At 24.8% G+C, this 26,280-nt stretch carries 25 protein-coding genes and 3 tRNA genes; 10 read left to right on the top strand and 18 right to left on the bottom strand.

What is annotated here, in order from left to right:
• Window positions 1-65: 65 nt before the first annotated feature.
• Window positions 66-2,786 (top strand): ribonuclease E, encoded by a 2,721-nt coding sequence (rne, locus tag D9V67_RS01780; RefSeq protein ID WP_158359537.1) that lies wholly within the window; start codon window positions 66-68, stop codon window positions 2,784-2,786.
• Window positions 2,787-2,882: 96 nt separating this feature from the next.
• On the opposite strand, the gene D9V67_RS01775 is transcribed toward rne, so the two are convergent.
• The 10 genes from D9V67_RS01775 to flgB all read right to left on the bottom strand — a co-directional run bounded on the left by D9V67_RS01775 (window position 2,883) and on the right by flgB (window position 11,357).
• Window positions 2,883-4,511, bottom strand: coding sequence for a flagellar hook-associated protein FlgK (locus tag D9V67_RS01775; RefSeq protein ID WP_158359535.1), 1,629 nt, complete (start codon window positions 4,509-4,511; stop codon window positions 2,883-2,885).
• 25 nt (window positions 4,512-4,536) lie between these two features.
• Window positions 4,537-4,854, bottom strand: coding sequence for a rod-binding protein (locus D9V67_RS01770; protein ID WP_158359533.1), 318 nt, complete (start codon window positions 4,852-4,854; stop codon window positions 4,537-4,539).
• Window positions 4,854-5,969, bottom strand: a complete 1,116-nt coding sequence (locus D9V67_RS01765) for a flagellar basal body P-ring protein FlgI (RefSeq protein WP_158359531.1) — start codon at window positions 5,967-5,969, stop codon at window positions 4,854-4,856. The genes D9V67_RS01770 and D9V67_RS01765 overlap by 1 nt, the downstream gene beginning before the upstream one ends.
• A gap of 237 nt (window positions 5,970-6,206) precedes the next feature.
• Window positions 6,207-6,923 carry a flagellar basal body L-ring protein FlgH gene (locus D9V67_RS01760; protein ID WP_158359528.1) on the bottom strand — a complete coding sequence of 239 codons (717 nt, stop codon included), beginning with the start codon at window positions 6,921-6,923 and terminating at the stop codon, window positions 6,207-6,209.
• An 81-nt stretch (window positions 6,924-7,004) separates the two neighbouring features.
• Window positions 7,005-7,787 carry a flagellar basal-body rod protein FlgG gene (gene flgG, locus D9V67_RS01755; RefSeq protein ID WP_158359526.1) on the bottom strand — a complete coding sequence of 261 codons (783 nt, stop codon included), beginning with the start codon at window positions 7,785-7,787 and terminating at the stop codon, window positions 7,005-7,007.
• 16 nt (window positions 7,788-7,803) lie between these two features.
• A complete protein-coding gene (gene flgF, locus D9V67_RS01750) occupies window positions 7,804-8,556 on the bottom strand; it encodes a flagellar basal-body rod protein FlgF (protein WP_158359524.1) in 753 nt (250 codons plus the stop codon).
• Between the two features lie 25 nt (window positions 8,557-8,581).
• Window positions 8,582-9,814, bottom strand: a complete 1,233-nt coding sequence (locus tag D9V67_RS01745) for a flagellar hook protein FlgE (RefSeq protein ID WP_158359522.1) — start codon at window positions 9,812-9,814, stop codon at window positions 8,582-8,584.
• 35 nt (window positions 9,815-9,849) lie between these two features.
• On the bottom strand, window positions 9,850-10,515 hold the full coding sequence (locus tag D9V67_RS01740) for a flagellar hook assembly protein FlgD (RefSeq protein ID WP_158359519.1): 666 nt from the start codon (window positions 10,513-10,515) through the stop codon (window positions 9,850-9,852).
• 12 nt (window positions 10,516-10,527) lie between these two features.
• Entirely contained in the window at window positions 10,528-10,938 is a 411-nt protein-coding gene (gene flgC / locus D9V67_RS01735) for a flagellar basal body rod protein FlgC (protein WP_158359517.1), read from the bottom strand.
• Window positions 10,939-10,946: 8 nt separating this feature from the next.
• A complete protein-coding gene (gene flgB / locus D9V67_RS01730) occupies window positions 10,947-11,357 on the bottom strand; it encodes a flagellar basal body rod protein FlgB (RefSeq protein ID WP_158359515.1) in 411 nt (136 codons plus the stop codon).
• 268 nt (window positions 11,358-11,625) lie between these two features.
• On the opposite strand from flgB, the gene flgA reads away from it, so the two are divergent.
• Together flgA and D9V67_RS03240 are read left to right on the top strand one after the other, a co-directional pair.
• Window positions 11,626-12,252: a flagellar basal body P-ring formation chaperone FlgA gene (gene flgA / locus D9V67_RS01725; RefSeq protein ID WP_261979670.1), complete on the top strand. Its 627-nt coding sequence runs from the start codon at window positions 11,626-11,628 to the stop codon at window positions 12,250-12,252.
• Between the two features lie 112 nt (window positions 12,253-12,364).
• Window positions 12,365-12,532: a hypothetical protein gene (locus D9V67_RS03240; RefSeq protein WP_261979669.1), complete on the top strand. Its 168-nt coding sequence runs from the start codon at window positions 12,365-12,367 to the stop codon at window positions 12,530-12,532.
• A 275-nt stretch (window positions 12,533-12,807) separates the two neighbouring features.
• Here the strand turns inward: D9V67_RS03240 and pyrC are convergent, their stop codons facing one another.
• Window positions 12,808-13,866 carry a dihydroorotase gene (pyrC, locus tag D9V67_RS01715; protein ID WP_158359511.1) on the bottom strand — a complete coding sequence of 353 codons (1,059 nt, stop codon included), beginning with the start codon at window positions 13,864-13,866 and terminating at the stop codon, window positions 12,808-12,810.
• A 112-nt stretch (window positions 13,867-13,978) separates the two neighbouring features.
• Here pyrC and murJ point away from each other — a divergent pair, with 112 nt between their 5' ends.
• Both murJ and D9V67_RS01705 read left to right on the top strand, forming a co-directional pair.
• Window positions 13,979-15,514 carry a murein biosynthesis integral membrane protein MurJ gene (gene murJ, locus D9V67_RS01710; RefSeq protein ID WP_158359509.1) on the top strand — a complete coding sequence of 512 codons (1,536 nt, stop codon included), beginning with the start codon at window positions 13,979-13,981 and terminating at the stop codon, window positions 15,512-15,514.
• A gap of 182 nt (window positions 15,515-15,696) precedes the next feature.
• On the top strand, window positions 15,697-16,752 hold the full coding sequence (locus tag D9V67_RS01705) for an OmpA family protein (RefSeq protein ID WP_158359506.1): 1,056 nt from the start codon (window positions 15,697-15,699) through the stop codon (window positions 16,750-16,752).
• A 61-nt stretch (window positions 16,753-16,813) separates the two neighbouring features.
• Here the strand turns inward: D9V67_RS01705 and D9V67_RS01700 are convergent.
• Window positions 16,814-16,898 (bottom strand) — tRNA-Ser (locus tag D9V67_RS01700).
• A 155-nt stretch (window positions 16,899-17,053) separates the two neighbouring features.
• Here D9V67_RS01700 and D9V67_RS01695 point away from each other — a divergent pair.
• Both D9V67_RS01695 and D9V67_RS01690 read left to right on the top strand, forming a co-directional pair.
• Window positions 17,054-17,124, top strand: a tRNA-Cys gene (locus D9V67_RS01695).
• Between the two features lie 14 nt (window positions 17,125-17,138).
• Window positions 17,139-17,225 (top strand) — tRNA-Leu (locus D9V67_RS01690).
• 24 nt (window positions 17,226-17,249) lie between these two features.
• Here the strand turns inward: D9V67_RS01690 and rsmC are convergent.
• Both rsmC and D9V67_RS01680 read right to left on the bottom strand, forming a co-directional pair.
• Window positions 17,250-18,047, bottom strand: a complete 798-nt coding sequence (rsmC, locus tag D9V67_RS01685; RefSeq protein WP_158359504.1) for a 16S rRNA (guanine(1207)-N(2))-methyltransferase RsmC — start codon at window positions 18,045-18,047, stop codon at window positions 17,250-17,252.
• 31 nt (window positions 18,048-18,078) lie between these two features.
• Complete coding sequence (locus D9V67_RS01680) at window positions 18,079-18,267, bottom strand: hypothetical protein (protein ID WP_158359502.1); 189 nt, start codon at window positions 18,265-18,267, stop codon at window positions 18,079-18,081.
• A 262-nt stretch (window positions 18,268-18,529) separates the two neighbouring features.
• Between D9V67_RS01680 and minC the strand changes: the two genes are divergently transcribed.
• The 3 genes from minC to minE are packed head-to-tail and all read left to right on the top strand — an operon-like array spanning window position 18,530 to window position 20,357.
• Window positions 18,530-19,252 (top strand): septum site-determining protein MinC, encoded by a 723-nt coding sequence (minC, locus tag D9V67_RS01675; RefSeq protein WP_158359499.1) that lies wholly within the window; start codon window positions 18,530-18,532, stop codon window positions 19,250-19,252.
• Between the two features lie 26 nt (window positions 19,253-19,278).
• Window positions 19,279-20,088 (top strand): septum site-determining protein MinD, encoded by an 810-nt coding sequence (minD, locus tag D9V67_RS01670; RefSeq protein WP_158359497.1) that lies wholly within the window; start codon window positions 19,279-19,281, stop codon window positions 20,086-20,088.
• Window positions 20,089-20,090: 2 nt separating this feature from the next.
• Window positions 20,091-20,357: a cell division topological specificity factor MinE gene (minE, locus tag D9V67_RS01665; RefSeq protein WP_158359495.1), complete on the top strand. Its 267-nt coding sequence runs from the start codon at window positions 20,091-20,093 to the stop codon at window positions 20,355-20,357.
• A gap of 125 nt (window positions 20,358-20,482) precedes the next feature.
• Here minE and tsaB read toward each other — a convergent pair whose 3' ends face one another.
• From tsaB to zwf, 4 genes are all read right to left on the bottom strand, one after another.
• A complete protein-coding gene (gene tsaB, locus D9V67_RS01660; protein WP_158359493.1) occupies window positions 20,483-21,148 on the bottom strand; it encodes a tRNA (adenosine(37)-N6)-threonylcarbamoyltransferase complex dimerization subunit type 1 TsaB in 666 nt (221 codons plus the stop codon).
• 82 nt (window positions 21,149-21,230) lie between these two features.
• Window positions 21,231-22,796, bottom strand: coding sequence for a TerC family protein (locus tag D9V67_RS01655; RefSeq protein ID WP_158359491.1), 1,566 nt, complete (start codon window positions 22,794-22,796; stop codon window positions 21,231-21,233).
• Window positions 22,797-23,540: 744 nt separating this feature from the next.
• Window positions 23,541-24,416: a protease HtpX gene (htpX, locus tag D9V67_RS01650; RefSeq protein ID WP_158359488.1), complete on the bottom strand. Its 876-nt coding sequence runs from the start codon at window positions 24,414-24,416 to the stop codon at window positions 23,541-23,543.
• A 163-nt stretch (window positions 24,417-24,579) separates the two neighbouring features.
• Entirely contained in the window at window positions 24,580-26,043 is a 1,464-nt protein-coding gene (zwf, locus tag D9V67_RS01645) for a glucose-6-phosphate dehydrogenase (RefSeq protein WP_158359486.1), read from the bottom strand.
• Window positions 26,044-26,280 lie beyond the last annotated feature (237 nt).

Below are 26,280 nucleotides of genomic sequence, written 5' to 3'. Positions count from 1 at the left end.
TTACCAATCTATATTTCCTGTTGATGTATTTACTTATTTATAAAAATAAGAGAGAAAAAGTTATAATGAAAAGAATGTTAATTAATGCTACTCAGCAGGAAGAGTTGCGTGTAGCTCTTGTCGACGGTCAACGTTTATATGATCTTGACATAGAAAATTCTGGATCAGAGCAAAAAAAATCAAATATATATAAAGGAAAAATTACTCGAATTGAACCCAGTCTAGAAGCTGCTTTTGTAGATTATGGTGAAGAAAAACATGGTTTTTTACCATTGAGAGAAATTTCTAAAAACTATTTTCCAGAAAAATATATTTATAATTCACGTTTAAATATCAAAGATATTTTACAAGAGGGTCAAGAAGTTATTATTCAAATCAATAAAGAAGAACGAGGAAACAAAGGTGCAGCTTTAACTACTTTTATTAGTTTAGCAGGAAGTTATTTAGTTCTTATGCCAAACAATCCAAAATCTGGTGGTGTATCAAGAAGAATTGAAGGTACTGACAGAACACTTTTAAAAGAATTACTATCTTCACTAAAAATACCAGAAAATATGAGTTTAATTATTCGAACTGCAGGTGCAGGAAAATCTATAGAGTCGTTAAAATGGGATTTATCACTAAGATTACAACATTGGGAAACAATTCAAATAATCGCAAAAAAACGAACAGCACCGTTTTTAATTTATCAAGAAAGCAATGTGATTGTACGTGCTTTTAGAGATTATTTACGTCAAGATATTGGAGAAATTTTAATTGATAATCCTAAAATATTAGATTTTGCTCGTGAACATATCACCTTTTTAGGTAGACCAGATTTTATCAATAAGATAAAATTGTACACTGGAGAAATTCCACTTTTTAGTTATTTTCAAATTGAAACACAGATAGATTCTGCTTTTCAAAGACAAGTAAGATTACCTTCTGGCGGTTCAATTATGGTAGATACTACAGAAGCATTAACTGCTATTGATATTAATTCTGCTCGTTCTACAAGTGGAATGGATATTGAATCTACAGCTTTTCATACAAATCTTGAAGCAGTTGATGAAATTTCTCGTCAATTACGTTTAAGAGATTTAGGAGGTTTGATTGTAATTGATTTTATAGATATGACACCTATTAGTCATCAAAAAGCCATTGAAAATAGACTACGTGAAATTACACGTCAGGATAGAGCACGTATTCAGATTGGTCAGATTTCTAAATTTGGATTATTAGAAATGTCTAGACAAAGATTGAGTTCTTCTTTAGGTGAATCTAGTCATCATATTTGTCCAAGATGTACAGGAACAGGAACTATTAGAGATAATGAATCTTTATCTTTATCAATTTTACGTCTAATCGAAGAAGAAGCACTTAAAGAAAATACTTATCAAGTACATGCTATTGTTCCTATAGAAATAGCTTGTTATTTATTGAACGAAAAAAGAGATGCAGTACATGCTATTGAAAAACGTCAAGCTGGTGGAAAGACTATTATTGTGCCTAGTAAAAATATGAAAACTCCACATTATTCTGTTTCTAGAATTAGAAAAGGTGAAAGTGTAAACTCTATGAGTTATAGTCTTTCTAATACTCGAAAAAGAAAAATTATACATGTTTTCAAAGAAAATTTTATCGGAAAAAAAGACAAAGAAAAAACTTTAAAAAAAAATAATTTGAATAGTCAAGGCTTAAAAAATTTATATAAAAATAATTTTATTTTTAAAATAATTTCTTGGATAAAAAATTCTTTTTTAATTAAAGGTTTTTTAATGATTTGTAAATTTATTAGAAATAATAATATTCAAAATAAAAATAAACTTTATTTAAAAAAAAAACAGAACTCTTATAATAAAAAAAAGAAAAAAGTATTACCTGAATCATGTGAAAAAAAAGATATATCTTCAGATAGTACTAAAGAAAACAAAATTAATAAATTGAATATGATGAATAATAATAAAAATATTTCTTTAAAAAGTTCAGATTTTCAAATAGTTAAAAAAACTTCTTCTTTTTCTTTGAAAAAATCTAACTATCATAAAAAAAATAGATTTAATTTAACTGATGAATATAATTTTTTATATCATACAGAAAACAAAAAAACATTTTCAAATAATAATGAAAATATTTTTGATCACTATAATAAAACAAATATTATTAATAATAATCACGTATTTTATCAATTTTTTGATACTTCTAAAATTTTAAAAAATAACAGTTCTAACAATGTTTTTCTAAATTCTTATTCTATTCAATCCGTTCAATCTCCTATATTTATGATATCTTCATTTTGTTCATTAGATTTATCTTTAAGTAAAATTTGGATGAAATATCCTATTGTTGCATTAGATAAAACAAAAAAACGAAAAAAAAATAGTTCTCAAAAAAAATCTAACATATCCTCTATTAGAAAAAAAAATAATATTATTCAAAATTCAAAATTTTTAGAAAAAACGATAACATGCAAAGAAGATTATAATAGTTATTCTGCAATAAAAAATACAGATACTATAATTGATTCATATAGAAATAATATAAAACATAAAAATGTAATTAAAAATAATATAGAGTCTAAATATCAACTTATTTTTCAACAAAAAAAAATGTTATTTTCTAATAAAAAACATCAATCAAGTGCTCCCATTACTAAGATCTGTAATGATTTATCTTTTCAAAAAAATAATAGAATTATTAATTCTAATACTTTAATGTCACCGTCTAATGTTAAAATAAAAAATTCTGCAGGAGCTCATTCTGCAACAAATTGCTCTAACTCTCCTATTTCTAAACCTAAAATATAATCCTAATTTATGTATTAATATGTTTATAATGTTAAAAAATAAAAACTTACTTTTTAAAGTAAGTTTTTATTTTTTAATATTATGATTATTTTATTTTTAGCTGTAGCATTCAATTATTTCATTAAAAATACGTTCTGCTGTTTGTAAAACCTTGACGTTGGCAAGATAACATTCTTGTTGATAATTTAAATCTTGATAGTCTTTTTCAATATTATTAGACATCGCAATTTTTTTATCAAGAAGTATCCTAATCATATTTTTTTTAAAAGGAAGTTCTTCTTCAAGCAAATTACATTTATAAGCTATAGCTTTAGAAAATGTTTGATAAGATTGATCAAGTGTTTCACTATTATTTACTAAAACATCTTTATGAAGTTTTTTTATTGCAATATTAGTATTGTTATTTTGATAATTTATTTTATCATGTGATGGAAATAAAAATGGTTCATTATCATCGATTAATAATTCTAATTTTTCTAATGTTTTAGAATATGGTTTAATCATATAAATATCACCATCGTCATTTTTACCCTGTATTAAAAATTCAATCCCATCAAAAGTAATTAATAAATTATCGTTTTCTTGACGTATATTAGGTTGAACTAAAGATTGATCTGATAGTCTTTTTACTGACCAATTGTTATTTTTTAAATATATAATATAGTCAGTATCTTTAGAATTACTAGTAGATACCCATTTTGCAGATGTTATAGGAGATGAATGATTAGTGGAACTAGCTATAACTTCTGGATTACTGATATTGAAAAATTGTTTCCCGATATGACCAAATACATCGTGTCCTAATATATGATAAGAATTAATACTATCTGCAAAATTAACTGTTAATTGTCCAATTCTATTTCTTGCATAAGTTAATTCTTCTCTACGAAATTTAAGAAGAGCACCTAAGGAAGCACTTGGGATCATATCTTCTATTTTTTTTACTCTTTTTTCATTATTATCAATATATCCTACACTAATATATCTATCATCAGATTTAGAAGTTAATGGAATTAAGTTTTGTTTTTGATTATTATCTATAATACATATTCCATTGTTTAAAGCAATTTTATAATCATCTTCACTTTTAATAACTTTAACTCCAATTAAATCATTTAGTTCATCTACTAAATTATCTCTTTTATCAATCAAACTTTGAATTTGATTTGGTAATTTTAAAATAGGAAAATAACGAATATCTATAGTAGCATCATGAATTTCATCAATTAAAGAATTTACTTTTTCTACATTGTTAATGACGGATTCTTTAATATCTTTTTCTAAAAATTTTAATTTTCTATCAAAGTCTTTTAATGCAGAAATAATCTTATTTGATTTTTCTTTTACATTTTCATTGATTATATTATTTTTATTTATAACATCATTATCTATTTGCTCGTATAAAGAATTGATTAATTCATTAAAAATATTTGATTTTTCACATAATAAATCTTCTAGTTTTAACAATTGTTCAATTTTAGTTTGTTCGTCTTGAACTTGTACCTTAGTTTTTCTTTTTTCCTCTGTAATAAAGTCATTGTAATTATCATATATTTCTTTGACTTTTACTGCAGTTTTCGAGTGAGAATTTTGCATAGTGCTTTCTACAAAACTACGTTTTTCTATATTTTTTTCATCTGGATGATTAATTTTATTAGTAGTGTTGTTAATCAAAATTCTCATTGCGTTTATACCAGCAAGAGCGGTATCTAATACAGAACTCATTTTTATTCCTTTTTAGGTTACTGGATTATTTTATAGGATTTTTATTTGTTTGAATTTGTTTTAAAATTATATCAGTTAATCCTATTCCTTTTTTACTCATGGCTTGTGATAGTTCTTGATCATAAATCTCTGTATAAAGACGGCTTTGGTTATTTCCTAATAAGTCATCTTTTGAAGAAGAATTCCTCATACTTTTAAGTAATATGTGAATAAATATACTTTCTACTTCTTTAGCAGTTTGAATTGAATATTTTTTTGGATTATTATGAACTTGATATTTTAGTTCATGAATAAATTGTGTTCGATGGTGTGGTATATTAAATAATAATAAATTATCTTTCATTAAATAATTTCCAATTTAGCATTTAAACAACCAGCGCTTTTCATTGATTGTAAAATAGACATTAATTCATTAGGTTTTGTACCTAATTTATTTAGAGCGCGGATAATATTATTTAAATTAACTCTATTTAAAATAATATTATCCATATAATTTTTATCAACTATATCTGTTGAAAAATTTTCTTTAGTAATATTTTTTCTAAATGATTTTAAAAAAACGAAATCTCTTTTTTTATTAATCATTTCATGTACGATAATTGATGTTGATCCATTCGATACTACACATGATCTTAACTTGACTGCTTGATTGACAACAATAGAACCAGTACGCGAATTGACTACTACTTTTGCTTCTTGTGAAGGTAAAGCAACATCAATATTTTGAATATTAGAAAGCATATGTACTTGTACGTTATTATCAGGTGAAGTATTTAGTTGTACTGTTTTTGAATTTATAGGAATAGCTGTATCTGGATATTTTATATTAATCATGTCACTAATGCGTTGTGCTGTAATAAAATCTTCTGTATTCAATTGAAGATTAATCGTTTTTTGTTTTCCAAAATTAGTATTTATTTCACGTTCAATTGTTGCACCATGATGTACTATTCCAGAATTTACTTGTTTTAAATGAATATAATTAAATTTTTCTTGAGCATTATTGAGTTCAGATACTAATACTTTACCTTGAGCAATTGCATAAATTTGATTATCAGTACCTCTTAGGGGGGTCATTAATAACGTACCTCCTCTAAGACTTTTAGCATTTCCTATCGATGATACTATTATATCTATTTGTTCGCCTGTATGACTAAATGGAGGTATATTTGCTGTAACTACTACCGCCGCTACATTTTTTAGATGCATATTTGCATCCTGAGGTATAGTAACTCCTAATTGAGATAGCATATTACTTAAAGACTGATTTGTAAATGGAGCTTGCGTGGATTGATCACCTGTACCATCTAGACCTACTATTAAACCGTAACCAATAAGTTGGTTATCTCGAATTCCCTGGATGCTAGTCAAATCACGTATTTTTTCAGCATATACAGGAGCTGATAAACTAATCACAATAAAAAAAATCAATTTTAATGATGATATTATTTTAGACATAAAAAACCTTTATGAATACACTTTTCAAAAAGTGTTTTAGTATATAAATATGTTATTTTCAATAAATATTCTCATTATATAAAAAATTTTTTTATTTTTTGTATTGTATTTTTTTTTAGATATTTTATCTAGTTTTGTCATAAAGGACTAATAACGTCCTTTATGAGCTCTAATCTAATTTAGAAAACATATAATTATTTGATATTTTTTTGATTATATAATTTTATAAAAAAATATCTATATAGGAGAAAATTTTAGTAAAAATCTTTGTAACCATCCCATTTTTTGAATTTCATTAATGCGTCCATTACTTAAATATTCAATACGTGTATCAGATATTTGAGTAGATGTTACTAAGTTATTTTTATTTATATTATTAGGATTTACTACACCGGAAAAACGAATAAATTCTGTACCTTCGTTAATAGCAACTTGTTTTTCTCCAACAACTTGTAAATTTCCATTTGGTAGTACCTTTTTCACAGTTACAGTAATAAGTCCAGTAAATGTATTTTTAGCTGAATTACTACCGGTTCCAGAAAAAGCATTTTTTCCTATTCCATTCAATCCAGATTGATTATTTTTTAAATCAAGACCTAATAAAGGATTTAATTGTCCAGGTGATATTGTAACTCCTAGATTAGCATTTCCATCTCGACTCATATTAGAAGCCGAGCTATTACTAGCACTGATATTTTCTTGTAATACAACTGTGATTATATCACCAATATTATGTGGACGGTGATCTTCAAATAATGCTTGATAACCAGTCTTTATAGGCATATATTCTTGAAATAAAGATCCATTTACTACTTTAGGTAAAATGTTAGGTGCTACAGCAGTTGTCATACCCTCTACTAGAGGTTTATATTGAACAGAGGCACAACTCTGAAGTAATAATAAAAAAATAGCAATTAAAAAATATTTAATTTGAAAAATAAATAACTTTATCACGACAAAGTTACCTTTAATTATAGATTTTTGATATATAAAATTTCACTTAAACTTTTATGAAAATAATAAAAACATTTTACATTATAACTGTGATAATTTTTGCAACATTTGATCTGATGTATTGATAGATTTACTATTTATTTCATATGCTCTTTGAGTTTGAATCATATTCACTAGTTCTTCAGCAACATTCACATTTGACGTTTCAACATATCCTTGACACAATACACCAGTACCATTTAAACCTGGAGTAGTATCAATTGGTGTTCCTGATGCTTGAGTTTCTTGATATAAATTTTCTCCTAAGCTTTCTAATCCAGAGCTATTAATAAAATTAATTAAATTTAATTGACCAAGAAAAATTGGTTGTGTTTGCCCTTGCACTGCAACGCTAATAATACCATCTCTTGCTATATTAATATTTAAAGTATTCGAAGGAATATTAATTTCAGGTATAATTGGAAAACCACTATTAGTTACTAGTTGACCGTTTTGATCAAATTGAAAAGAACCATCTCTAGTATATGCTATATTACCATCTGGTAATTGTACTTGAAAAAAACCTGGTCCATTAATAGCTACGTCTTTTTGAGAATCTGTTTTTGAAAGATTACCTTGACTATGAATTCTTTCAGTAGCCACCGGTCTTACTCCAGTACCTATTTGTAATCCTGATGGTAAATTTGTATCAATAGATGAATTTGTTCCTGCTTGTCGTATTGTTTGATACATTAAATCTTCAAATACTGCTCTAGAACGTTTAAATCCGTTAGTACTGACATTTGCTAAATTATTAGAAATCACATTCATATTAATTTGTTGAGCATCAAGACCAGTTTTAGCAATCCATAAAGAAGGAATCATATTTTTTTCCTATTATTTAGTTATTAATATCCATTAATTGATTAGCACGTTCAGAATTTTGATCACATATAGATATCATTTTCATTTGCATGTCAAATTGTCTTGCATTTGATATCATTTCTATCATATTTTTAGAAGGATTAACATTGCTTTCTTCTAACATACCGGATTGAAGACGTATATTATGATTAATATTACTACTATATTTATTTAGTTGATTGTTTATTTTAAGATAAAATAATCCATTGTCTTTTTGTATTATGTTTTTTTCGGGAAGATATGTTAATTTTAATTTACCTATTTGAGTATTAAAGATTTTATTTTTCTTTTTTTCTATTGAAGTAATAATTCCATCAGACAAAATTTTTAAATTCACATTATTAGGTATTTTAATATTACCGTATTGTAATATTACTTCATTATCTTGCACAGTCAGTTTGTTTTGTGCATTGATCTTTAAATGACCATTTTTTGTATATGCTTCTTGACCATTTATATCTTTAACTGTTAACCAAGCATTATCTTTAATAAAGATGTCTAAATTTCTTTCAGTATGATGTAGTGTTCCTGGAGATAGATTATAATATTCTTTTACAATTTTATTGTAGCTATTATTGTATAAATTTTTTGCATCTAACGTTTGTAATGTATAAAAAAATTTTTCTTTAAAACCAGTAGTTGAAGCATTTGCTATATTATTAGAAATAATAGTTTGTTTTTCTAATAGTTGATTAGCAGAGAGCATAGAGCTGTATATTGCATTCTCCATTGTAGTATTTCATCCTATTAATAGATTATCGTAAATTTATTAATGTGTTAATTATTTTGTCTTCTGTTTTAAATGATTGAGCATTTGATTGATAGTTACGCTGTGCTATAATCATATTTATTAACTCTTTATTTAAATCCACATTTGAAGTTTCTAAAGTTCTTTCTGTTAGCACTCCAAAACCAGAATCACCTGCTATTCCTACATCTCCTTGACCTGATTCTGCAGTAGCAGACCATACATTACCACTTTCAGGTCGTAATTTTTCAGGACTAGTAAATTTTGATAGTAATATTTGTCCTATTGGTACTGTTTGTTTATTAGAATATGTTCCAATAATTTCACCATTTGAAAGAATATTAAATGCTTTTAAAGAACCTTGTGAATATCCATCTTGAGAAAACTCTTGAAAAGAATTATCAGAATCTGAATTTTCCACTACAGTACCAGTTAAATTTAAAGTAATATCTTCATATTTTGCATTTTTAGATCTAATATTAAATAGTTCTTTAGAAATTAATTCACCACTAGAGTTGAATTTTAAATCAAAACTATTATCTATATTATTTTCTGCAGAAGTTTCTACATTATTTTTTGATTTAACATGAACTTTCCATGTATTATTGTCTATTTTTTTAAAAGAAATAGTTATTTCTTCTGGTTTATCGTCTTTATTATAAATAGTGATATTACTTACATAATTTGCTGATTTAGATAAATCATGATCAGGATCATCTGTATTAGTAATAGGATCAATGTTATTATTTAAAATTGCACTTAATGTAATTGATGAAGTGGGTTTAGCTTTTAATATATGAGCGTGTTGTAAATTAATTGGTTCTAAATTAGATAAATTATTAAATGTATTTTTTGAAAAAGACTTATTTTGACCAGTTAGATACATACCTTGAGTATTAATAATATTTTGATTTTGATCAAGTAAGAATTGACCATTTCTCGTATAATATACATGACCTCGAGGATCTAAAACACGAAAAAAGCCGTCTCTTATAATGCCTAAATCTAAATCTCTACCTGTTTCAACAAGCATTCCACTGTTAAAATTTTGTATAATATGCGAAATTCCAACACCAGACCCTTGAACGCTGTTTGAATACATGGAATTTGAGAAAATATTAAAAAAAACAGGTTGACTGGATTTATATCCTATAGTAGAGGCATTAGCAATATTATTAGATATAATATTTATATAATCATTATTGATAAGCAAACCACTAATAGCTGCCATACTTGTCATATATTGACTCTTTTAATGTGGATTAATAGAAAATTTTATTGAAGAATTGCTCGAATTTTTGATAGTGTTATATTTCCTGCAGTTCCTAAATCTATAATAGGGTCGCCAGAAGATGTAATAATACCATGCACTAATGCTGAGATTAAAATTTCTGCAGGTACATTTTTGTCTTGATTTTGAGCTGTAACTAAAATTTTATATTGGCCATCTTTTACGCTATTTTTATTTAAATCTTTCCCGTCCCAGGTGAAATTATATATACCAGGTTTAATATTTTCTAATTTTTTAACATATAAAATATTACCTTTTTCATCTACAATTTCTATTTTTGCTGAACTAGCATTATTAACTAGTTCCATGCTAAATTTTGTATCATTACCTTTAGTATAATTGATTTCAGTACTAGGTATCATTACCTGATGTCCAATTAATGAAGATACTTGAATATTTTGTGCTTGATTAATTTGATTAGAAAAACCTATTACAGTATTATTTAATCTTTCAATTCCAGTAGAAGTATTGATTTGAGCTAATTGTGATGTTAATTCAGTATTTTTAATAGGATCAGTAGGATCTTGATTTTTAATTTGCGCAATTAATAAGTTTAAAAAATTTTTTTGTAGTTCTAATGGATTTGAGTTATTCCCATTTCTTTCAATCAATCTGTTATCTATAGATGAATTAGTATAAATAGTACTCATTTTTTTCCTCCATTATTCAATAATTGTTAATGTTTTATTTATCATCGACTTAGCCGCTTTAAATACTTCTACATTTGCTTGATAACTTCTTGCTGCTACAAGATTATTTACTGTTTCTGAAATAGGGTTGACATTAGATGTTAAAATATAACCTTTTTTATTAGCCATAGGATGATTTGGATTATATATTAGTTTCATAGGACTAGAATCTTCGATTATACGGGATATTTTTACACCTCCTATTTCTGAGTTACTCAAAGGATCAAATTCAAAAATAACTTTTTTTGCAATATATGGATAAAATTTTCCATTTTTATGTATTATGCTATCTACATTAGCTAAATTGCTTGCAATGACATTTATTTTTTGTGATTGTGCTGTCATTGCTGAACCTGCAATATTAAATATGTTTAAAAGAGACATAATTTATATTATCCTTGTAAAACACGTGTTATATTTTTTATTTCGTTTTTTATAAATGCCAAGCTTGATTGATATTTCAAACTATTATTGACAAATTCAATTCTTTCTCTATCCATGTTAACTGTATTTCCATCCGGTTTTATTTCATTGCTAATCACAGGTTTTATTTGTAATGAAATTAGATTATTATATTTTGCATTTAGATGATTAGGAGATGTTTTATTCAGAAAAATCTTCCTATTTTGTGTATCTCTATTTTGTAATATTTTAATAAGTTCTTTTTGAAAATTAATATCTCTTGATTTATATCCAGGTGTATCAGCATTAGCAATATTAGAAGCTAAAATTTCTTGTCTCTGAGCATATAGATTTAATGCCTGTTGACTAAAGTTAAAAACTTGATTAATTTTATTAAACATATTCTATACCTTAAAATTAAGTATACAAATTTATTTCGAGGAGTTATATAAAAATATTATTTTATTCCGTTTTGTTTAGAATATCTATTATTTTCATTATAATTTTTATAAATATTAATAATTATAATATATTTATGCTTATTATACCTGTATTAAATATTTTCTATCAAGATAATGATATTAAAAAATATAATAAAAAATCATATTAAATTAATATAAATACTATAAGGAAAAGAATGTTATTAAAAAAATAATAATTTGTTTTTTTTTGGTTTTTTTATCTTTTAAAGTTAATGCTATTAGTTTAACTGATCAATTAATTCATTTTTTTAAAAAAGAGTATCCTATTAAAAAAGATCATATTCATGTTATAATACGTACTCAATTAAAAAAAAATATATATTGTAAAAAACCTTTTTTTTCAGTACCAAGTAATTTTCGTTATTTAGGTTTAGTGGATGTTCTGTTAACTTGTAATCAACGACACTACTACTTACAAGTGGAACTTCAAACAAAAGGAGAATATATTGTAGCAAAAAGAAAAATTTTACGAGGTACTAAAATACAAATATCAGATTTAAAGATGTTAATTGGTCGGTTAGATACACTGCCTAAAAATACTTATTTTAAGAAAGAAGATGTTATTGATAAAGTTAGTTTACGTGATATTTTTCCTTTACAGCCAATCACATCTTTTATGATACGTCCATTTTGGTTAGTAAAAGTAAATCAAAAAGTTATTATTATTATTCATGAAGAAAATTTTACTATTTCTTCTACGGCAATATCATTAAATAATGGAGCAGAAAATGATAAAATACGTGTTAAAACAAAAAATGGTCAAATTCTGACAGGCATTATAAATAAAAATAAAGAAGTTATAGTATCTGCATGAATACACTATAAACAACACACACTATTTTATAAAAATATAATTTTTTATTGATGTAATAATATCTTTATGTAAAAATCTTATTATTTATAGAAAAAAATTTTGTAAATATCATATGAAAAAATTAATAGACATAATAAAAAAAATAGAAAATACCTTATTATCTTTAGATACTATACTTAATCAAGAGCATAAATATTTATTAGATTCTAATGCGACTATAAATGAACTAAAAATAATAATAAAAAAAAAGAAGATTCTTTCAATTTGTTTTCAAAATTGAATAAAGAGAGAGTTTTTCTTGAAGAAAAATATAACATATTCTCTCCTTATTTAAAATATTTTAAATTAAATAAACATTGGAATTTTATTATTAAAAAATGCTTGTTTTTAAAACAATTAAATCATCAAAATAAAATTCTTTTAAATAAAAAATTTTATTTGAATCAGCATTTTTTAGAATTACTTACATCCCATCAAAAATGTATTACTTATAACATTAGCGGAAATGTAGAAATTTAAATGTTGTATGATAGTTTTAAAAGGACTAATAATAATTTATTCAGGAAAACTTTTAATTGACCAATTTAAAGTTTCACCTGATAAAAATGGAATAATTTTATCATTTCCGATATTAATTTTTTTTGTTATTTTACATGGTTTTTTAATTAATGTTATAGTTTTTTTATTAATCGGTATGTTATAAAAATTAGGACCATTTTCTGAACAAAAAGCTTGTAAATGTTTTAAAGCTTTCATTTCTTCAAAAACTGTAACATAAGCTAAAAAAGAAGATGGAGCATTAAATATACCTGCGCAACCAAATAAATTAATTTTATTTTTATGTAAGTGTGGTGCTGTATCACTTCCTAAAAAAAAATGTTTGTTTCCACTGGCAATGGCTTGTCTTAATGCTTTTTGGTGTATGTTTTTTTTTAAAATAGGTAAACAGTACAGATAAGGTTGAATGCCACCTGCAAACATATCATTTCGATTCAACATTAAATGATGAGGTGTAATTGTTGCACATAAATAATTAGAACCATTTTTTTTAATATATTCTACAGATTCTCTAGTGGTAATATGTTCTAAGACTATTTTTAATTTTGGAAAATTATTACGTAACGGTTCTAAAGTATTTTTAATGAATTCTGCTTCTCTAGCATAGATATCAATATGTTTATTAACCTTTTCACCATGAATTAATAATGGCATACCGATTTTTTCCATACGTTCTAATACATGAGTGATATGACTAATTTTTCTTACACCTTTTTTTGAATTAGTTGTAGAACAGTAAGGATATAATTTAGCTGCTATAAAGATTTTTTTAAAAAATCCAATTTCTAATTCTTCAGGAATAGTAAAACTAGTTAAATAACAAGTCATTAATGGTTGAAATTGATAACATAAATGCATAGATTTTAAAATTCTATTACGATAAGAAATACCTTTAAAGCAATTTGTAATAGGATCATCAAGATTTGGCATAATTAATGCTCTTTCATAAAATTTACCAGTATATCGAATAACTTTTTTTAAAATTTTTTTATCTCTTAAATGAACATGCCAATCATCAGGTTTTATAATAGTTATTTTTTGTTCAAATTCTGACATTTTTGATTGCCTTAATTATAGAGAATAAGCATCAATTTAAATTGATATAACATTAATGTCATTTTCTTAAAATAACATTAAGATATTTGTTATAGCTATAGGTTAGTTTAGCATGAATCTTTTAAAATCTTTAATATCAGTAAGCTGTATGACTTTACTATCTCGTATATTAGGTTTCATTCGAGATGTTTTAATTGCTAGTACATTTGGTGCTTCTATGTTTACTGATGCTTTTTTTATATCTTTTAAAATTCCTAATTTATTATGTCGTATTTTTTCTGATGGTTCGTTTTCTCAAATTTTTGTACCTATATTAATAGAGTATAAAACTTGTCAAAACAAAAAATATATTCAAGATTTTATTTCTTCTATATTTAGTTTTATAATTTTTTTTATGTCTATAGTAATAATACTAGGAATGTTTTTTTCTCGCTTTTTAATTTTAATTAATGCTCCAGGTTTTACAGAATTACCCGAAAAATTAAAATTATCTGAACATTTACTAACGATTATGTTGCCTTATATTTTATTCATTTCTTTATCTTCATTTTTTTCATCTATTTTAAATAGTTGGAATTATTTCTCGATTCCGGCTTTATCTTCAATATTTTTAAATATTAGTATTATTTTTTTTTCTATTTTTTTTAGTTCTTTTTTTAATCCTTCTATTATTTCTTTAGCATGGGCTGTTATTATCGGTGGTTTTATTCAATTATGCTATCAATTGCCATTATTATACAAAATAAATATGTTAGTTATACCTAATTTAAGTTGGAATAATATTGGTCTTTTAAGATTTTTAAAAAAAATAGGACCTACTATTTTAGGAACTTCTGCAAATCAAATTTCTTTAATTATTAATACTATTTTTACTTCATTATTATGTTCAGGATCAATATCTTGGATATATTATGCTGATCGATTAATAGAATTTCCAGTAGGTATATTAGGTGTGTCATTAAGTACTATCTTATTTACATCTCTTACTAAACGATATAAATATCGTATAAAGTCAGAATACAAGAAATTGCTTGATTGGGGGTTACGTATTGGTTTGATAGTATCATTACCAAGTGCTGTTATACTATTTTTTCTTGCCAAACCTATTATTATAGTTCTTTTTCAATATGGAAAATTTACAAATTTTGATGTTTTAATGACTAAAAGAGTATTAGAGCTATATGCTTTGGGTCTAGTGTCTTTTATCTTAGTAAAAATATTAGCCTCGGCTTTTTATGCTTCTGAAGAAATACATATTCCCATGCAGATTTCATTATTAACACTATTTTTAACACAATTAATGAATCCAATTTTTATTTTTTATTTTAAACATGCTGGTCTTGCTTTATCTGTTAGTATATCTGGATGGATAAATTTTTTATTACTTTATTGGAAATTACATCAAAGAAAAATAATTTTTTTTAAATATAATGAATTTTTTTTTCTTTTTCGTTTAATTTTAGCAGTATTAGTAATGCTTTTTATTTTATTTTGTATATTACATTTTATGCCTCTTTGGAGTACAGGTTCTTTTTTAAATAAAATAATTCGTTTAATTTTTGTTTGTTTTATTTCTGGAATCAGTTACTTAGTTATGTTACATTTTTTAGGAATACGTTTATTAAATTTTTCTTATAATTTTTCTTGATTAAAGTAATATAATGTTAATCATATATCACTGATATATTGTTATTGATATATGATTAACGTTACATTTGCTATATAATATTTTAAGAATATTACTAGATTTACAATAAATTATTTTTTTATATAAATATATTATACACTTTCATCAATTTACAATTTATCTATAAAACAATGGAGTTTCAAATGAAAAAACGAGCTTTTGCTATCGCATTTTTATTAGCAAGCTTAGTCACATCTGTTCAAGCCGAAGAAAAAAATGCATGGTATCTAGGTGCAAAAATTGGATGGTCACATTTTGATCCTTTAAAATATAATATTATTAAAGATTCCAAAGACGCTGAGAGTGATATTAATTTATTACAAAAAAATTTAAGTGCTCCAATCATTGGAGTATTTTTAGGGTATGAGTTTAATCCATATTTTTCTTTTGAAATAGAAAATGATACTAATGGTTTTTTCCCTCATCAAATGCTTCAACATGCACAAAGTGCACAAATCAATAGTGTTCAACTTGCAACAAAATTATCATATCCTATAACAGATGATTTTCATCTTTATACACGATTAGGAGGAATAGTTTTTTGGGATGATCTTACTTCTAAAGAAGATTTAAAAAATATGTTTAATAAAGAAAGTAAAATATTTCCTAGCCTTTCTTTAGGAGCAGAATATATTTTTAATAAACAATTTATCACTAGAATAGATTATACTTGGAAAAATACTATTAAGAACATAATAGATGCATCTATAAAACCTTCTTTAGGAGATGCAGTGTTGTCTTTTGGATGGAAATTTGGTGAATCTCATGTAAATGATGTTTTTTCATCTGAAGATGATAATTTTTTAAACAAACCATATACTGTATTTAATGAAAATATTAATTTTCCTTTTAATAGTACAGAATTAAAACCTATTGCTTATGATAAACTTGCTCAATTAGATAATAATATTAAAAAAAAGAATTTAAATAATATTTCAATTATTCTTTCAGGATATACCGATAGGTTAGGAGACGACGAATATAATCAACAATTATCTGAAGATCGTGCTTATAGTATTAAAAATTATTTAACATCTAAAGGATTTTCTAGAAATCAAATCACTATTCAAGGAATGGGAAAATTATATTCATTAACTAATCAGGTATGTAATGATATAGAAAACAAACCTTTGTTAATTAGTTGTTTAGCTCCTGATCGCCGTGTAGAAATTGAAGTTTTATCTACTGATGCTCAATAAATGTATTATGAAAAATAATGGTTATTAATATACCGAATATTTATTTTAATGTTTTTATTTTCGGAGAGAGAGAGATTCGAACTCTCGGACGATTGCTCGTCGGCGGTTTTCAAGACCGCTGCCTTAAACCACTCGGCCACCTCTCCGATAGTAAAAATAGTTTATATTAAGTAATAATAAATCATTATCTTACTTATTGTAAAGATAATTTTTTTATATTATATAATAATAAATTATTTTCTTTTAAAAAAATTTTTTTTTGTTTGTAATTTATATTTTTTTTTTCTATAATAGTTATATAGGCGTATTGACAGATTGGATATGTAGCGGACTGCAAATCCGTATAACCCGGTTCGATTCCGGGATACGCCTCTAAAAATTTTTCAGCCCGGATGGTGAAATTGGTAGACACAAGGGACTTAAAATCCCTCGGCTTTATAGCTTTGCGGGTTCAAGTCCCGCTCCGGGTACCAAAAAATATTATATATAACTAAAAATTAATTTAAAAAAGCTTGATATATCTTATACTTATTTGTTTTTTCTATAATAGAATATCTTTTGAATGTTTTTTTTAATAAAAAATTATAATCAAAACAACTATTAGTGACAAATCTTAATTCACCTCTAAATTTTAGATAATTTACTGAATCACATATTATTTTTTTTACTATATTAAAGTTTATTTTTAGATCATCATGAAAAGGTGGATTTGAAATAATCAAATCAAACTTTTCAAATATATTTGAATAAAAATCACTACAAAGAACTTTTCCCCTTAATTGATTAGCATCGAGTGTAACTTGACTACATCTTAATGCAGTTTTGTTATTATCAATTAATGTAATATCAACATTTGGTGAACAATCTAGAAGCGATACTGATAAAAATCCTGTACCACAACCAACGTCTAAAATTTTTCCAGTTATACTTTTTGAAAAAGTAGAAGCTAGTAATTTGCTACCTTCATCTATTTTTTTGTCACCAAAAACACCTGGTAAAGATTTTATAGAAAAATTTTTCCATTTATGTACTTTAAAAAAATCTTCTAATAAAAAACGTTTTTTTCTTTTAAGTGAACCTGTCATGAGTATAGAATGTTTAGCGCTGTCTACTTTGTATAAAGTAATCCACTTTTTTAACATTAATGGTGCACTTTTTATTCCACTAGAATTTTCTCCCACAATAAATATTTGAGTGTTTATTGGTAAACAAGATATTAAATTAATAAACTGAAATAGTGCCTCGGACTTATTTTTAGGCCAATAATAAATGATTGTATCGCAGTTTTTGACCATTTCATAAGATACTAATAAATTATTATAAATTTCAAAATTTTTTATATGATTTTTTTTTTAACTTAATGTAATCATTATATTTTTGAAGATTTATTTTTTTGTTACTTGTTGATAAATATATAGGAAAATTATCTTGTATGTTTCCTGAAAAAAAAACGTTTTTTGTTTTAAAGATTTTACTATGACGTAAAATAAGTTGACTACTTTTAGAAAATAACAAAATTAATATATTCCTTATATTTTAAATACATATAATTTTAAAAAGAAAAAGTTTATTTATAAAGATGTTTTTTGTTAAAATTATAACTTATTTTAATTGACTATTTTGATATATTTTTAATGAAAAATAGAAATTGTTATCAAAGAGTATTTATAATATAATCCATATTAAATTAAATATTTATTTTTTATTAAAAAAAAATTTTATACTTCATGTAAATTTTGTCTGCATATAAGCAAATATTATTGAGCAATAAATAAATATGCAAAAAACACCTATTGAACTTAAAGGTAGTAATTTTACATTATTAGTACTATATATAAATAATCATGATATAGATTTAATAAATAAATCATTACATAAAAAAATTCAAGAATGTCCAAATTTTTTTAAAAATGCACCTGTTATTGTTAATATTTCAGGATTGTGTCATCAAGCAAATTGGAAAAGAATACAAGAAATTATTATTTCTCATGGTTTTTCTGTTGTAGGAGTCAGTGGTTGTAAAGATAATATGTTAAAAAAAAATATTATTGATTCAGGATTACCTATTTTATCAGAAAATAACCATATAATTAAAAATAAAAATAAAAATATTAATGTTATTTATAATCCTTTTATAACTTCTTTAAAAAAAACTCAAAAAGATATAACACAAAAAAGTCATATTATAGACATACCAGTCCGATCCGGTCAAAAAATTTATGCAAAAGATGCTGATTTAATCATCATTAATAATGTCAGCGCTGGAGCAGAATTAGTAGCAGATGGAAATATTCATATTTATGGTATAGTTCGGGGAAGAGTTCTTGCAGGTGCGAATGGAGATATAACAAGAAAAATATTTTGTACAGGATTATTTGCTGAATTAGTTTCTATATCTGGTGAATATTGGTTATCAGATCAAATACCATCAGAATTTATTGGAAAATCAGCGCAAATTTACTTAAAAAATAAATTTTTAACTATAAATTCTCTCAGTTAAGTATGTTTTTTTAAGGACATTTTCATATGACACGGATTATTGTAGTAACTTCAGGGAAAGGAGGTGTAGGTAAAACTACTTCAAGTGCAGCTATTGCAACAGGTTTAGCAAAAAAAGGAAAAAAAACTATTGTAATAGATTTTGATATAGGATTAAGAAATTTAGATTTAGTTATGGGATGCGAGCGTAGAGTAGTTTATGATTTCATCAACGTCATTCAAGGTGATGCGACACTAAATCAATCTTTAATTAAAGATAAAAAAACTAGTAATTTATTTATCCTTCCAGCATCACAAACTCGAGATAAAGATGCTCTGACATGTTCAGGAGTCGAAAAAGTTTTATCTGAACTTGTAAAAATGGAATTTGATTTTATTATTTGTGATTCGCCAGCAGGAATTGAAACAGGTGCAATTTTAGCAATATATTTTGCAGATGAAGCGATTATTACCACTAATCCAGAAGTCTCTTCAGTGCGAGATTCAGATCGAATATTAGGAATAATTGCATCTAAATCAAAAAGAGCAAAACAAAACACGACTCCTATAAAAGAATATCTTTTATTAACTCGTTATAATCCTACGCGTGTTAAAAAAGGTGAAATGTTGAGTATGACAGACGTTGTAGAAATTCTTCAAATACCTGTAATAGGTATAATACCAGAAGATCCATCTGTTCTGCGTGCCTCTAATCAAGGAGAATCTATTATATTAGACGTCAATTCTAATGCAGGACACGCTTATTTAGATACTGTTAATAGATTACTAGGCGAAAAACATCCTTTTCGCTTCGTTGAAGAAAAAAAAAGTTTTTTACAACGTTTATTCGGGAGATAGGTATGGCTTTATTAGATTTTTTTTTATCCCGGAACAAAAATACTGCTAATATTGCTAATGCTAATATTGCAAAAGAGAGATTACAAATAATTGTTGCAGAACAAAGAAAATATAATAATGAACCAGATTATTTTCCGCAATTAAAACGTGAAATACTCTCTGTAATTTCTAAATATGTAAATATAGATCAAAATATGATAAGTGTTCAATTAGAACAAAAAAGAGAAGACATCTCTATATTAGAACTAAATATTAGTTTACCTGATTAAAACATTTCATTAAATATTTTGATCTCAAGATGTTTTTTATAATATACTTCTTTCATACAATCAATACTGAAGTATATTCAATATTTCAGAATTGATTGTTTTTATATAATAAAAAATTAATGTTTCTAAAAATTATTATATAAATAATTTGGACCATTTTTTGCAGAATACAAAATTATTCCAGTTTTAATCTTTAGTAAAACAAATGGAATAATATCTCGTGCATTAGGAAAAAAAATCTTAATATCGTTGATATTTGCAAATTTTTTATATTCAATTGTTTGATATTCATGGCTAACAATAGTCCATTTCTTTTTTAAATCATTAATTTTATCTCGTACTAATTCTTTTTTTACTAAAGATTCTGTGTGCTCTCCCGTCCAAATAGATTTTTTATTTTTAATATATGCAGCCCAATATAAATGTGTCGTTTTTGCGTTTATTATAACTATAATTTCTGTTTTTTTATATTTCCGACATGCTTTTTCAGCCATGATTAGTAAAGTTGAAATACCAATTATAGGAATTTTTAAACTTAAAGCAAAACTTTGTGCAATACTTTCTGCAATTCGTATACTAGTAAAATTACCAGGTCCTTTTGCAAAAGCAATATAATGTAATTCTTTTAATGTTGTTTGTGTCTGTAATAGTAATTTGTGAATCATAGGTAACACTTGAGAAGTATGTTTTTTTTCACATTTCTCTGATATAAAATAAACATTATTTTTTTTATATATAGCAACTGAGCAATAATTAATTGACGTATCAATTGCTAAAATGATATTAGACATGCTTTTCTCAAAAGATTAATTAAATATTTTTAAAAAATAATATATAAGTTATTATATAAATGAAAAAAAATATTAATATTTATTAATTCTCATCTTTATGCTTAATAATTCTTACTAAATCAATACGATATTCAGTTGCTTTAATAATATGAAAATGAAAAGGATAAATGTCAATTCTTTCTCCTGGAAGAGGTAATTGACCTTTTTGAGCAATTAAAAGACCTCCTAAAGAAGCATAATTATCTTCTTTAATTAGTTCTTCAGTATTTAATAATTGTTGTAATGAATGTAAATCTGTTTCGCCTTTTACTAACCAACTATTATTTTCTTTTATAATATCTGGTGTTTCATCAGCATCTGGAAATTCTCCTGCTATTGCCTCTAAAACATCTAAAGGGGTAATTAAACCTTGGACAACTCCAAATTCATTGCTAACAATTACAAAGCTACCTTGAGCACGACGAAGTACACCAAGAAGATTAATCGGATCTAAAGTATCAGGTATAACAATAGGCAATATTTTACTTGCAAAGGTAGATACATCTATTTTTTTTTCAATAGCAACTAATAATTCCTTAGCTCTTACAATACCTATTATTTCATCTAATTCTCCTTTACATACTGGAAATAAACTATGTGGGGTATCTAATAATTGCATGCGAATTTCATCAGTATTTTTTTCTGTATTTACCCAAGAAATATTTCTTCTAGGAGTCATAATACTTTTAATAGATCTTCCGGCTAAAGTAAGAACACCGTTAATCATATATCTTTCTTCGTCTTTAAACATTTCTGTTTCTGATGAAGACTGAATAAAAGTTGTTTTTTTATCATCTAAATCTTTTTTTATCACTTTTTGGTGTTTATTTTTTTCCCCAATCATTAAACGAAAAATGGCTTCAGCTGCTCTTTGTCGCATAGGTCTTCTAGATTGATTTTTCATAAAATTATGACGTGCTATTTGATTGAAAACTTCTATCAAAATAGAAAATCCTATAGCAGCATATAAATATCCTTTAGGAATATAAAATCGTAATGCTTCTGTAACTAAACTAAAACCAATCATTAATAAAAAGCTAAGGCATAGTACCACTACTGTGGGATGAAGATTAATAAAATTAGTTAATGCTTTAGATGCTAATAACATTAAAATAGTAGCTAATACAACTGCAATCATCATAATTAATAATTGATTGACCATACCAACAGCTGTTATGATAGCATCTAAGGAAAATACTGCATCTAATATAACTATTTGAATTACTACAGCCCAAAAACCTGCATAATTTTTATTTTCTGAGTTTTCATGATGATTATTTTCTAATCTTTCATGTAATTCCATCGTAGTTTTAAATAATAAAAATAAACCGCCAAATAAAAGAATTACATCACGTATTGATAAAGAAAAAAAATTATTTTGAATAATAGGAGAAGTGAGTGTTACAACCCAAGATATTAATGATAATAATGCTAATCGCATTAATAGAGCTAATCCTAAACCAATTAAACGTGCTTTATCTCTTTGATTAGGAGGCAGTTTTTCTGACAAAATTGCTACAAATATTAAATTATCAATTCCTAATACTACTTCTAGAATAACTAGTGTTAATAAGCCTGCCCAAGTTGACGGGTCTAGAAAAAACTCCATCAGAAAAACTCCGTAAAAAAAATAGGACAGAATAATATTAAATATATCTAAGATATAATAATATATATAGAATTTATCGATATAGCCTATATATTATTTTATACTTAGAAGATTAGTTTAGATAAAAATAGGTCATATGAATGAACAGATTTTGAGAGAATTCATCTATGAAGTTAATGCTTATTTTAATAAGTTATTTTTTTGATTATAATAATGAATATTATTAATACATATTTTTAATGCTTAAATACATCAAATATTAATATTTTTAGGGGTTAAAATATAATTTTTTAATAGAACAAAAATTTTTTGATCTAAATTATTAGGAAGAATATTTACTTCTGCAGGACTGTTGAGTCTATTTTTAATATTAAATTCAATGTTTTGTTTTATTATCGTTTAATTTTTAAATTTGTTTTCGTGAATTAAAGACAAAATGAAAAAGAAATTTTAACTACCAAATAAAACTAAAAAATTCAAGTTTGTTTTGAACTAAATAAATTGATTTGTAGCTATTACATCGATATATTTATTCTAAATTTTTTTATACTTGATATATAAATAGAATTATAATTTTTTGATTAAAGATTTAATGAATAATAAATTTTTTAAAAAAATTTAATAGCTTTATTTTATAATGTTTTTAGATAAAAAACAAGTGTAAATTTATTTTTTCAATATATTTTTATTTCTCTTAATAGAAATTTATTTTTAATATTTCTATTAAGAGAGATATATTTTTAATTACATATATTCTTTATTATACAATGCTTGTATTCTTTTTTCCAGAGATGGATGAGATGCAAATAATTGTAAAAAAGAATTAGTTTTTTTTCCATGAATACAGAATGCTATCATACTGTCAGATTCTTGAGGTTCATAACTAGTTTTTAAACGGTTTAATGCAGAAATCATTTTTTCACGACCTACTAATTTTGCAGAACTTGCATCTGCATAAAATTCACGATGTCTAGAAAACCACATTGTAATCATACTAGCTAAAACACCAAAAATTAATTCTAAACATGTGGAAATTAAAAAATATATAAATGGATTTTTTTCTTCATTTTCGTTTTTATTATTTGATAAAATATTACTTATTATTTGTGAAAGAATACGAGATATAAAAATTACAAAAGTATTTACGACTCCTTGTACTAACGTCATAGTGATCATATCACCATTAGAAATATGACTAATTTCATGAGCAATTACAGCTTCTGCTTCATTGCGAGTCATGTTTTCTAATAATCCTGTAGAAACAGCAATTAAAGCAGAATTTCGACGGGCACCAGTTGCGAAGGCATTAATATCAGCAGCATCATATACTGCTATTTGAGGCATAATAATTCCTTTTTTTATAGATTGTTCACGAATTGTATCTATTAGCCAATTTTCTATTTCATTTTGAGGATGAGTAATGATTCTACCATTTACAGATCGTAATGCTATCCATTTTGATAAAAGTAAAGATAAAAGTGAACCACTAAAACCAAATAAAAGTGACATGATTAATAGACCATAAATAGTATTCGATTGAATACCTGTTAGACTAAGAATCAGGCTAAATATAAACATAACTGCTAAATTAGTACATAAGAAAAGAATCATACGTATCATAGGATATTATTTTCCTCCATTAGCAAAAGAAATATTTACAACAATATAAAATTAAATATCTTTAAAAAATAAGAGTTATAAATTTTTACTTGTGCCAATTTTAAAAAATTGATTTTTTTTAAGCTACCATAGTTATATTAATTGAGTCAAGATAGATAATTTTTTAATTATATTTATGCCAAACATGATTATTACGAGAAAGCAATAAATTTGAATCTTCTGGTCCCCAGGTTCCAGACATATATAATTGAAGAATACTACTGTCTTTTTGTTTCCATGCATTTATAATAGGATCTATCCATTTCCATGCTTCTTCTACTTCATCTCGACATACAAATAAAGATTGTATACCTCTCATACTCTCTAATAATAATCTTTCATAGGCATCAATTGATTTTTTATGAAAACAATTATACTCTAGTTGAGAATTGTCTAGTTTATATTCTTGATCTAATCCTGGTATTTTATTAAAAAAATTAAGTTTGATGTTTGCATTTGGCTCTAAACGTATGATTAATTTATTTTCTAATAATTTTAAATTAGAATTTTGAAATAAATTTATAGGTATTTTTTTAAAAACAATGACTATTTCAGAATACTTACATGCTAAACGTTTTCCTGTTCTTAAATAAAAAGGTACACCACACCATTTCTTATTATTAATATTGGCTTCAACAGCAACAAATGTTTCAGTTTGACTATTTTTATTTGCACCATGCTCTTCTAAATAAGCAGGTACCTTATTCCCTTTAATTACTCCAGAACTATATTGTCCTCGAACAGTTTTTATATTAATATTATTAATATTAATAGGATTTAATGCACGCAATATGTTTAGTTTTTTATGTCGAATATTTTCAGATGTAATACTATTAGGTTGATCCATTGTAATAATAGTTAATATTTGTAAAAGATGGTTTTGTACCATATCTCTCATTTGTCCCATACCATCAAAATAATTCCATCTACCTTCAATTCCAACTTCTTCAGATACAGTAATTTGAATATGATCAATAGTTTGATTATTCCAATTATTAAAAACAAATGAATTAGCAAATCTTAGAGCAAGAAGATTTAGTATTGATTCTTTTCCAAGATAATGATCGATGCGAAAAATTTGTGATTCTAAAAAATATTTAGAAATTTGATTATTAATTTTTTGAGATGTTTTTAAGCAAACACCTAATGGTTTTTCTAATACTATACGTGCTGGAAGAGAGTTTAAGTTTGAATCTCCTAAACCTTTAAAAATAGCATTTAATGTATTAGGAGGAACAGCACAATAGTAAATCATTATATTTTTTTTTTGTTGTAATATTTTTTTTAATCTAAGAAAATGTAATTTTTCAAAAACATCAATATTACAAAAATATAAACGAGTACTAAGTTTTTTCCAAATATAATCTTCAATTTCTTCATTTAAAAAAGTTTTAATTTCGTTTTCTACTATTTTTCTATATTCTTGTATGCTCCAATTAGCACGTCCTGCACCAATGATACGTGTATTTTCGTGAATTTTTTTAGATTTTTCTAATTTATATAAAGCAGGTAATAGTTTTCTTTTTGCTAGATCTCCTTTTGCACCAAAAATTACTAAATCACAAGGTTCATTTATTTCTATAATCATAATCTTCTCTTTTTTAAAAATTTACATATAAAATTTAAAATTTTAATGTAATAATTTAAATGGTATTATTCAGATAAGAGTTTTATAAGAATTGTAGTATTGTATATAAAGATTTTTATTTAAAGATATATTATTTAATATTTTTTATAATATATTATTTCTATAATAAAATTAATTTTATGATTTTACTAAATAACTTAATAAATATAAATATATATTTTATATTGATAATTTTTG

Source organism: Buchnera aphidicola (Brachycaudus cardui), assembly GCF_005081945.1.
Classification (GTDB): Bacteria; Pseudomonadota; Gammaproteobacteria; order Enterobacterales; family Enterobacteriaceae; genus Buchnera; species Buchnera aphidicola_AN.
Note: the sequence above shows the minus strand (reverse complement) of the source record. Positions and strands in the feature narration are given on the sequence as shown.

Coding starts and splice junctions, on each gene's coding strand:
- minE (WP_158359495.1), top strand. CDS start 20,091: ATGGCTTTATTAGATTTTTTTTTATCCCGGAACAAAAATACTGCTAAT.
- D9V67_RS01655 (WP_158359491.1), bottom strand. CDS start 22,796: ATGGAGTTTTTTCTAGACCCGTCAACTTGGGCAGGCTTATTAACACTA.
- D9V67_RS01745 (WP_158359522.1), bottom strand. CDS start 9,814: ATGACAAGTATGGCAGCTATTAGTGGTTTGCTTATCAATAATGATTAT.
- zwf (WP_158359486.1), bottom strand. CDS start 26,043: ATGATTATAGAAATAAATGAACCTTGTGATTTAGTAATTTTTGGTGCA.
- murJ (WP_158359509.1), top strand. CDS start 13,979: ATGAATCTTTTAAAATCTTTAATATCAGTAAGCTGTATGACTTTACTA.
- D9V67_RS01765 (WP_158359531.1), bottom strand. CDS start 5,969: ATGTCTAAAATAATATCATCATTAAAATTGATTTTTTTTATTGTGATT.
- rne (WP_158359537.1), top strand. CDS start 66: ATGAAAAGAATGTTAATTAATGCTACTCAGCAGGAAGAGTTGCGTGTA.
- minD (WP_158359497.1), top strand. CDS start 19,279: ATGACACGGATTATTGTAGTAACTTCAGGGAAAGGAGGTGTAGGTAAA.
- flgF (WP_158359524.1), bottom strand. CDS start 8,556: ATGGAGAATGCAATATACAGCTCTATGCTCTCTGCTAATCAACTATTA.
- D9V67_RS01740 (WP_158359519.1), bottom strand. CDS start 10,515: ATGAGTACTATTTATACTAATTCATCTATAGATAACAGATTGATTGAA.
- minC (WP_158359499.1), top strand. CDS start 18,530: ATGCAAAAAACACCTATTGAACTTAAAGGTAGTAATTTTACATTATTA.
- flgB (WP_158359515.1), bottom strand. CDS start 11,357: ATGTTTAATAAAATTAATCAAGTTTTTAACTTTAGTCAACAGGCATTA.
- D9V67_RS01775 (WP_158359535.1), bottom strand. CDS start 4,511: ATGAGTTCTGTATTAGATACCGCTCTTGCTGGTATAAACGCAATGAGA.
- tsaB (WP_158359493.1), bottom strand. CDS start 21,148: ATGTCTAATATCATTTTAGCAATTGATACGTCAATTAATTATTGCTCA.
- pyrC (WP_158359511.1), bottom strand. CDS start 13,866: ATGTCAGAATTTGAACAAAAAATAACTATTATAAAACCTGATGATTGG.
- D9V67_RS01770 (WP_158359533.1), bottom strand. CDS start 4,854: ATGAAAGATAATTTATTATTATTTAATATACCACACCATCGAACACAA.
- htpX (WP_158359488.1), bottom strand. CDS start 24,416: ATGATACGTATGATTCTTTTCTTATGTACTAATTTAGCAGTTATGTTT.
- flgG (WP_158359526.1), bottom strand. CDS start 7,787: ATGATTCCTTCTTTATGGATTGCTAAAACTGGTCTTGATGCTCAACAA.
- flgC (WP_158359517.1), bottom strand. CDS start 10,938: ATGTCTCTTTTAAACATATTTAATATTGCAGGTTCAGCAATGACAGCA.
- D9V67_RS03240 (WP_261979669.1), top strand. CDS start 12,365: ATGAAAAAATTAATAGACATAATAAAAAAAATAGAAAATACCTTATTA.
- rsmC (WP_158359504.1), bottom strand. CDS start 18,047: ATGGTCAAAAACTGCGATACAATCATTTATTATTGGCCTAAAAATAAG.
- D9V67_RS01705 (WP_158359506.1), top strand. CDS start 15,697: ATGAAAAAACGAGCTTTTGCTATCGCATTTTTATTAGCAAGCTTAGTC.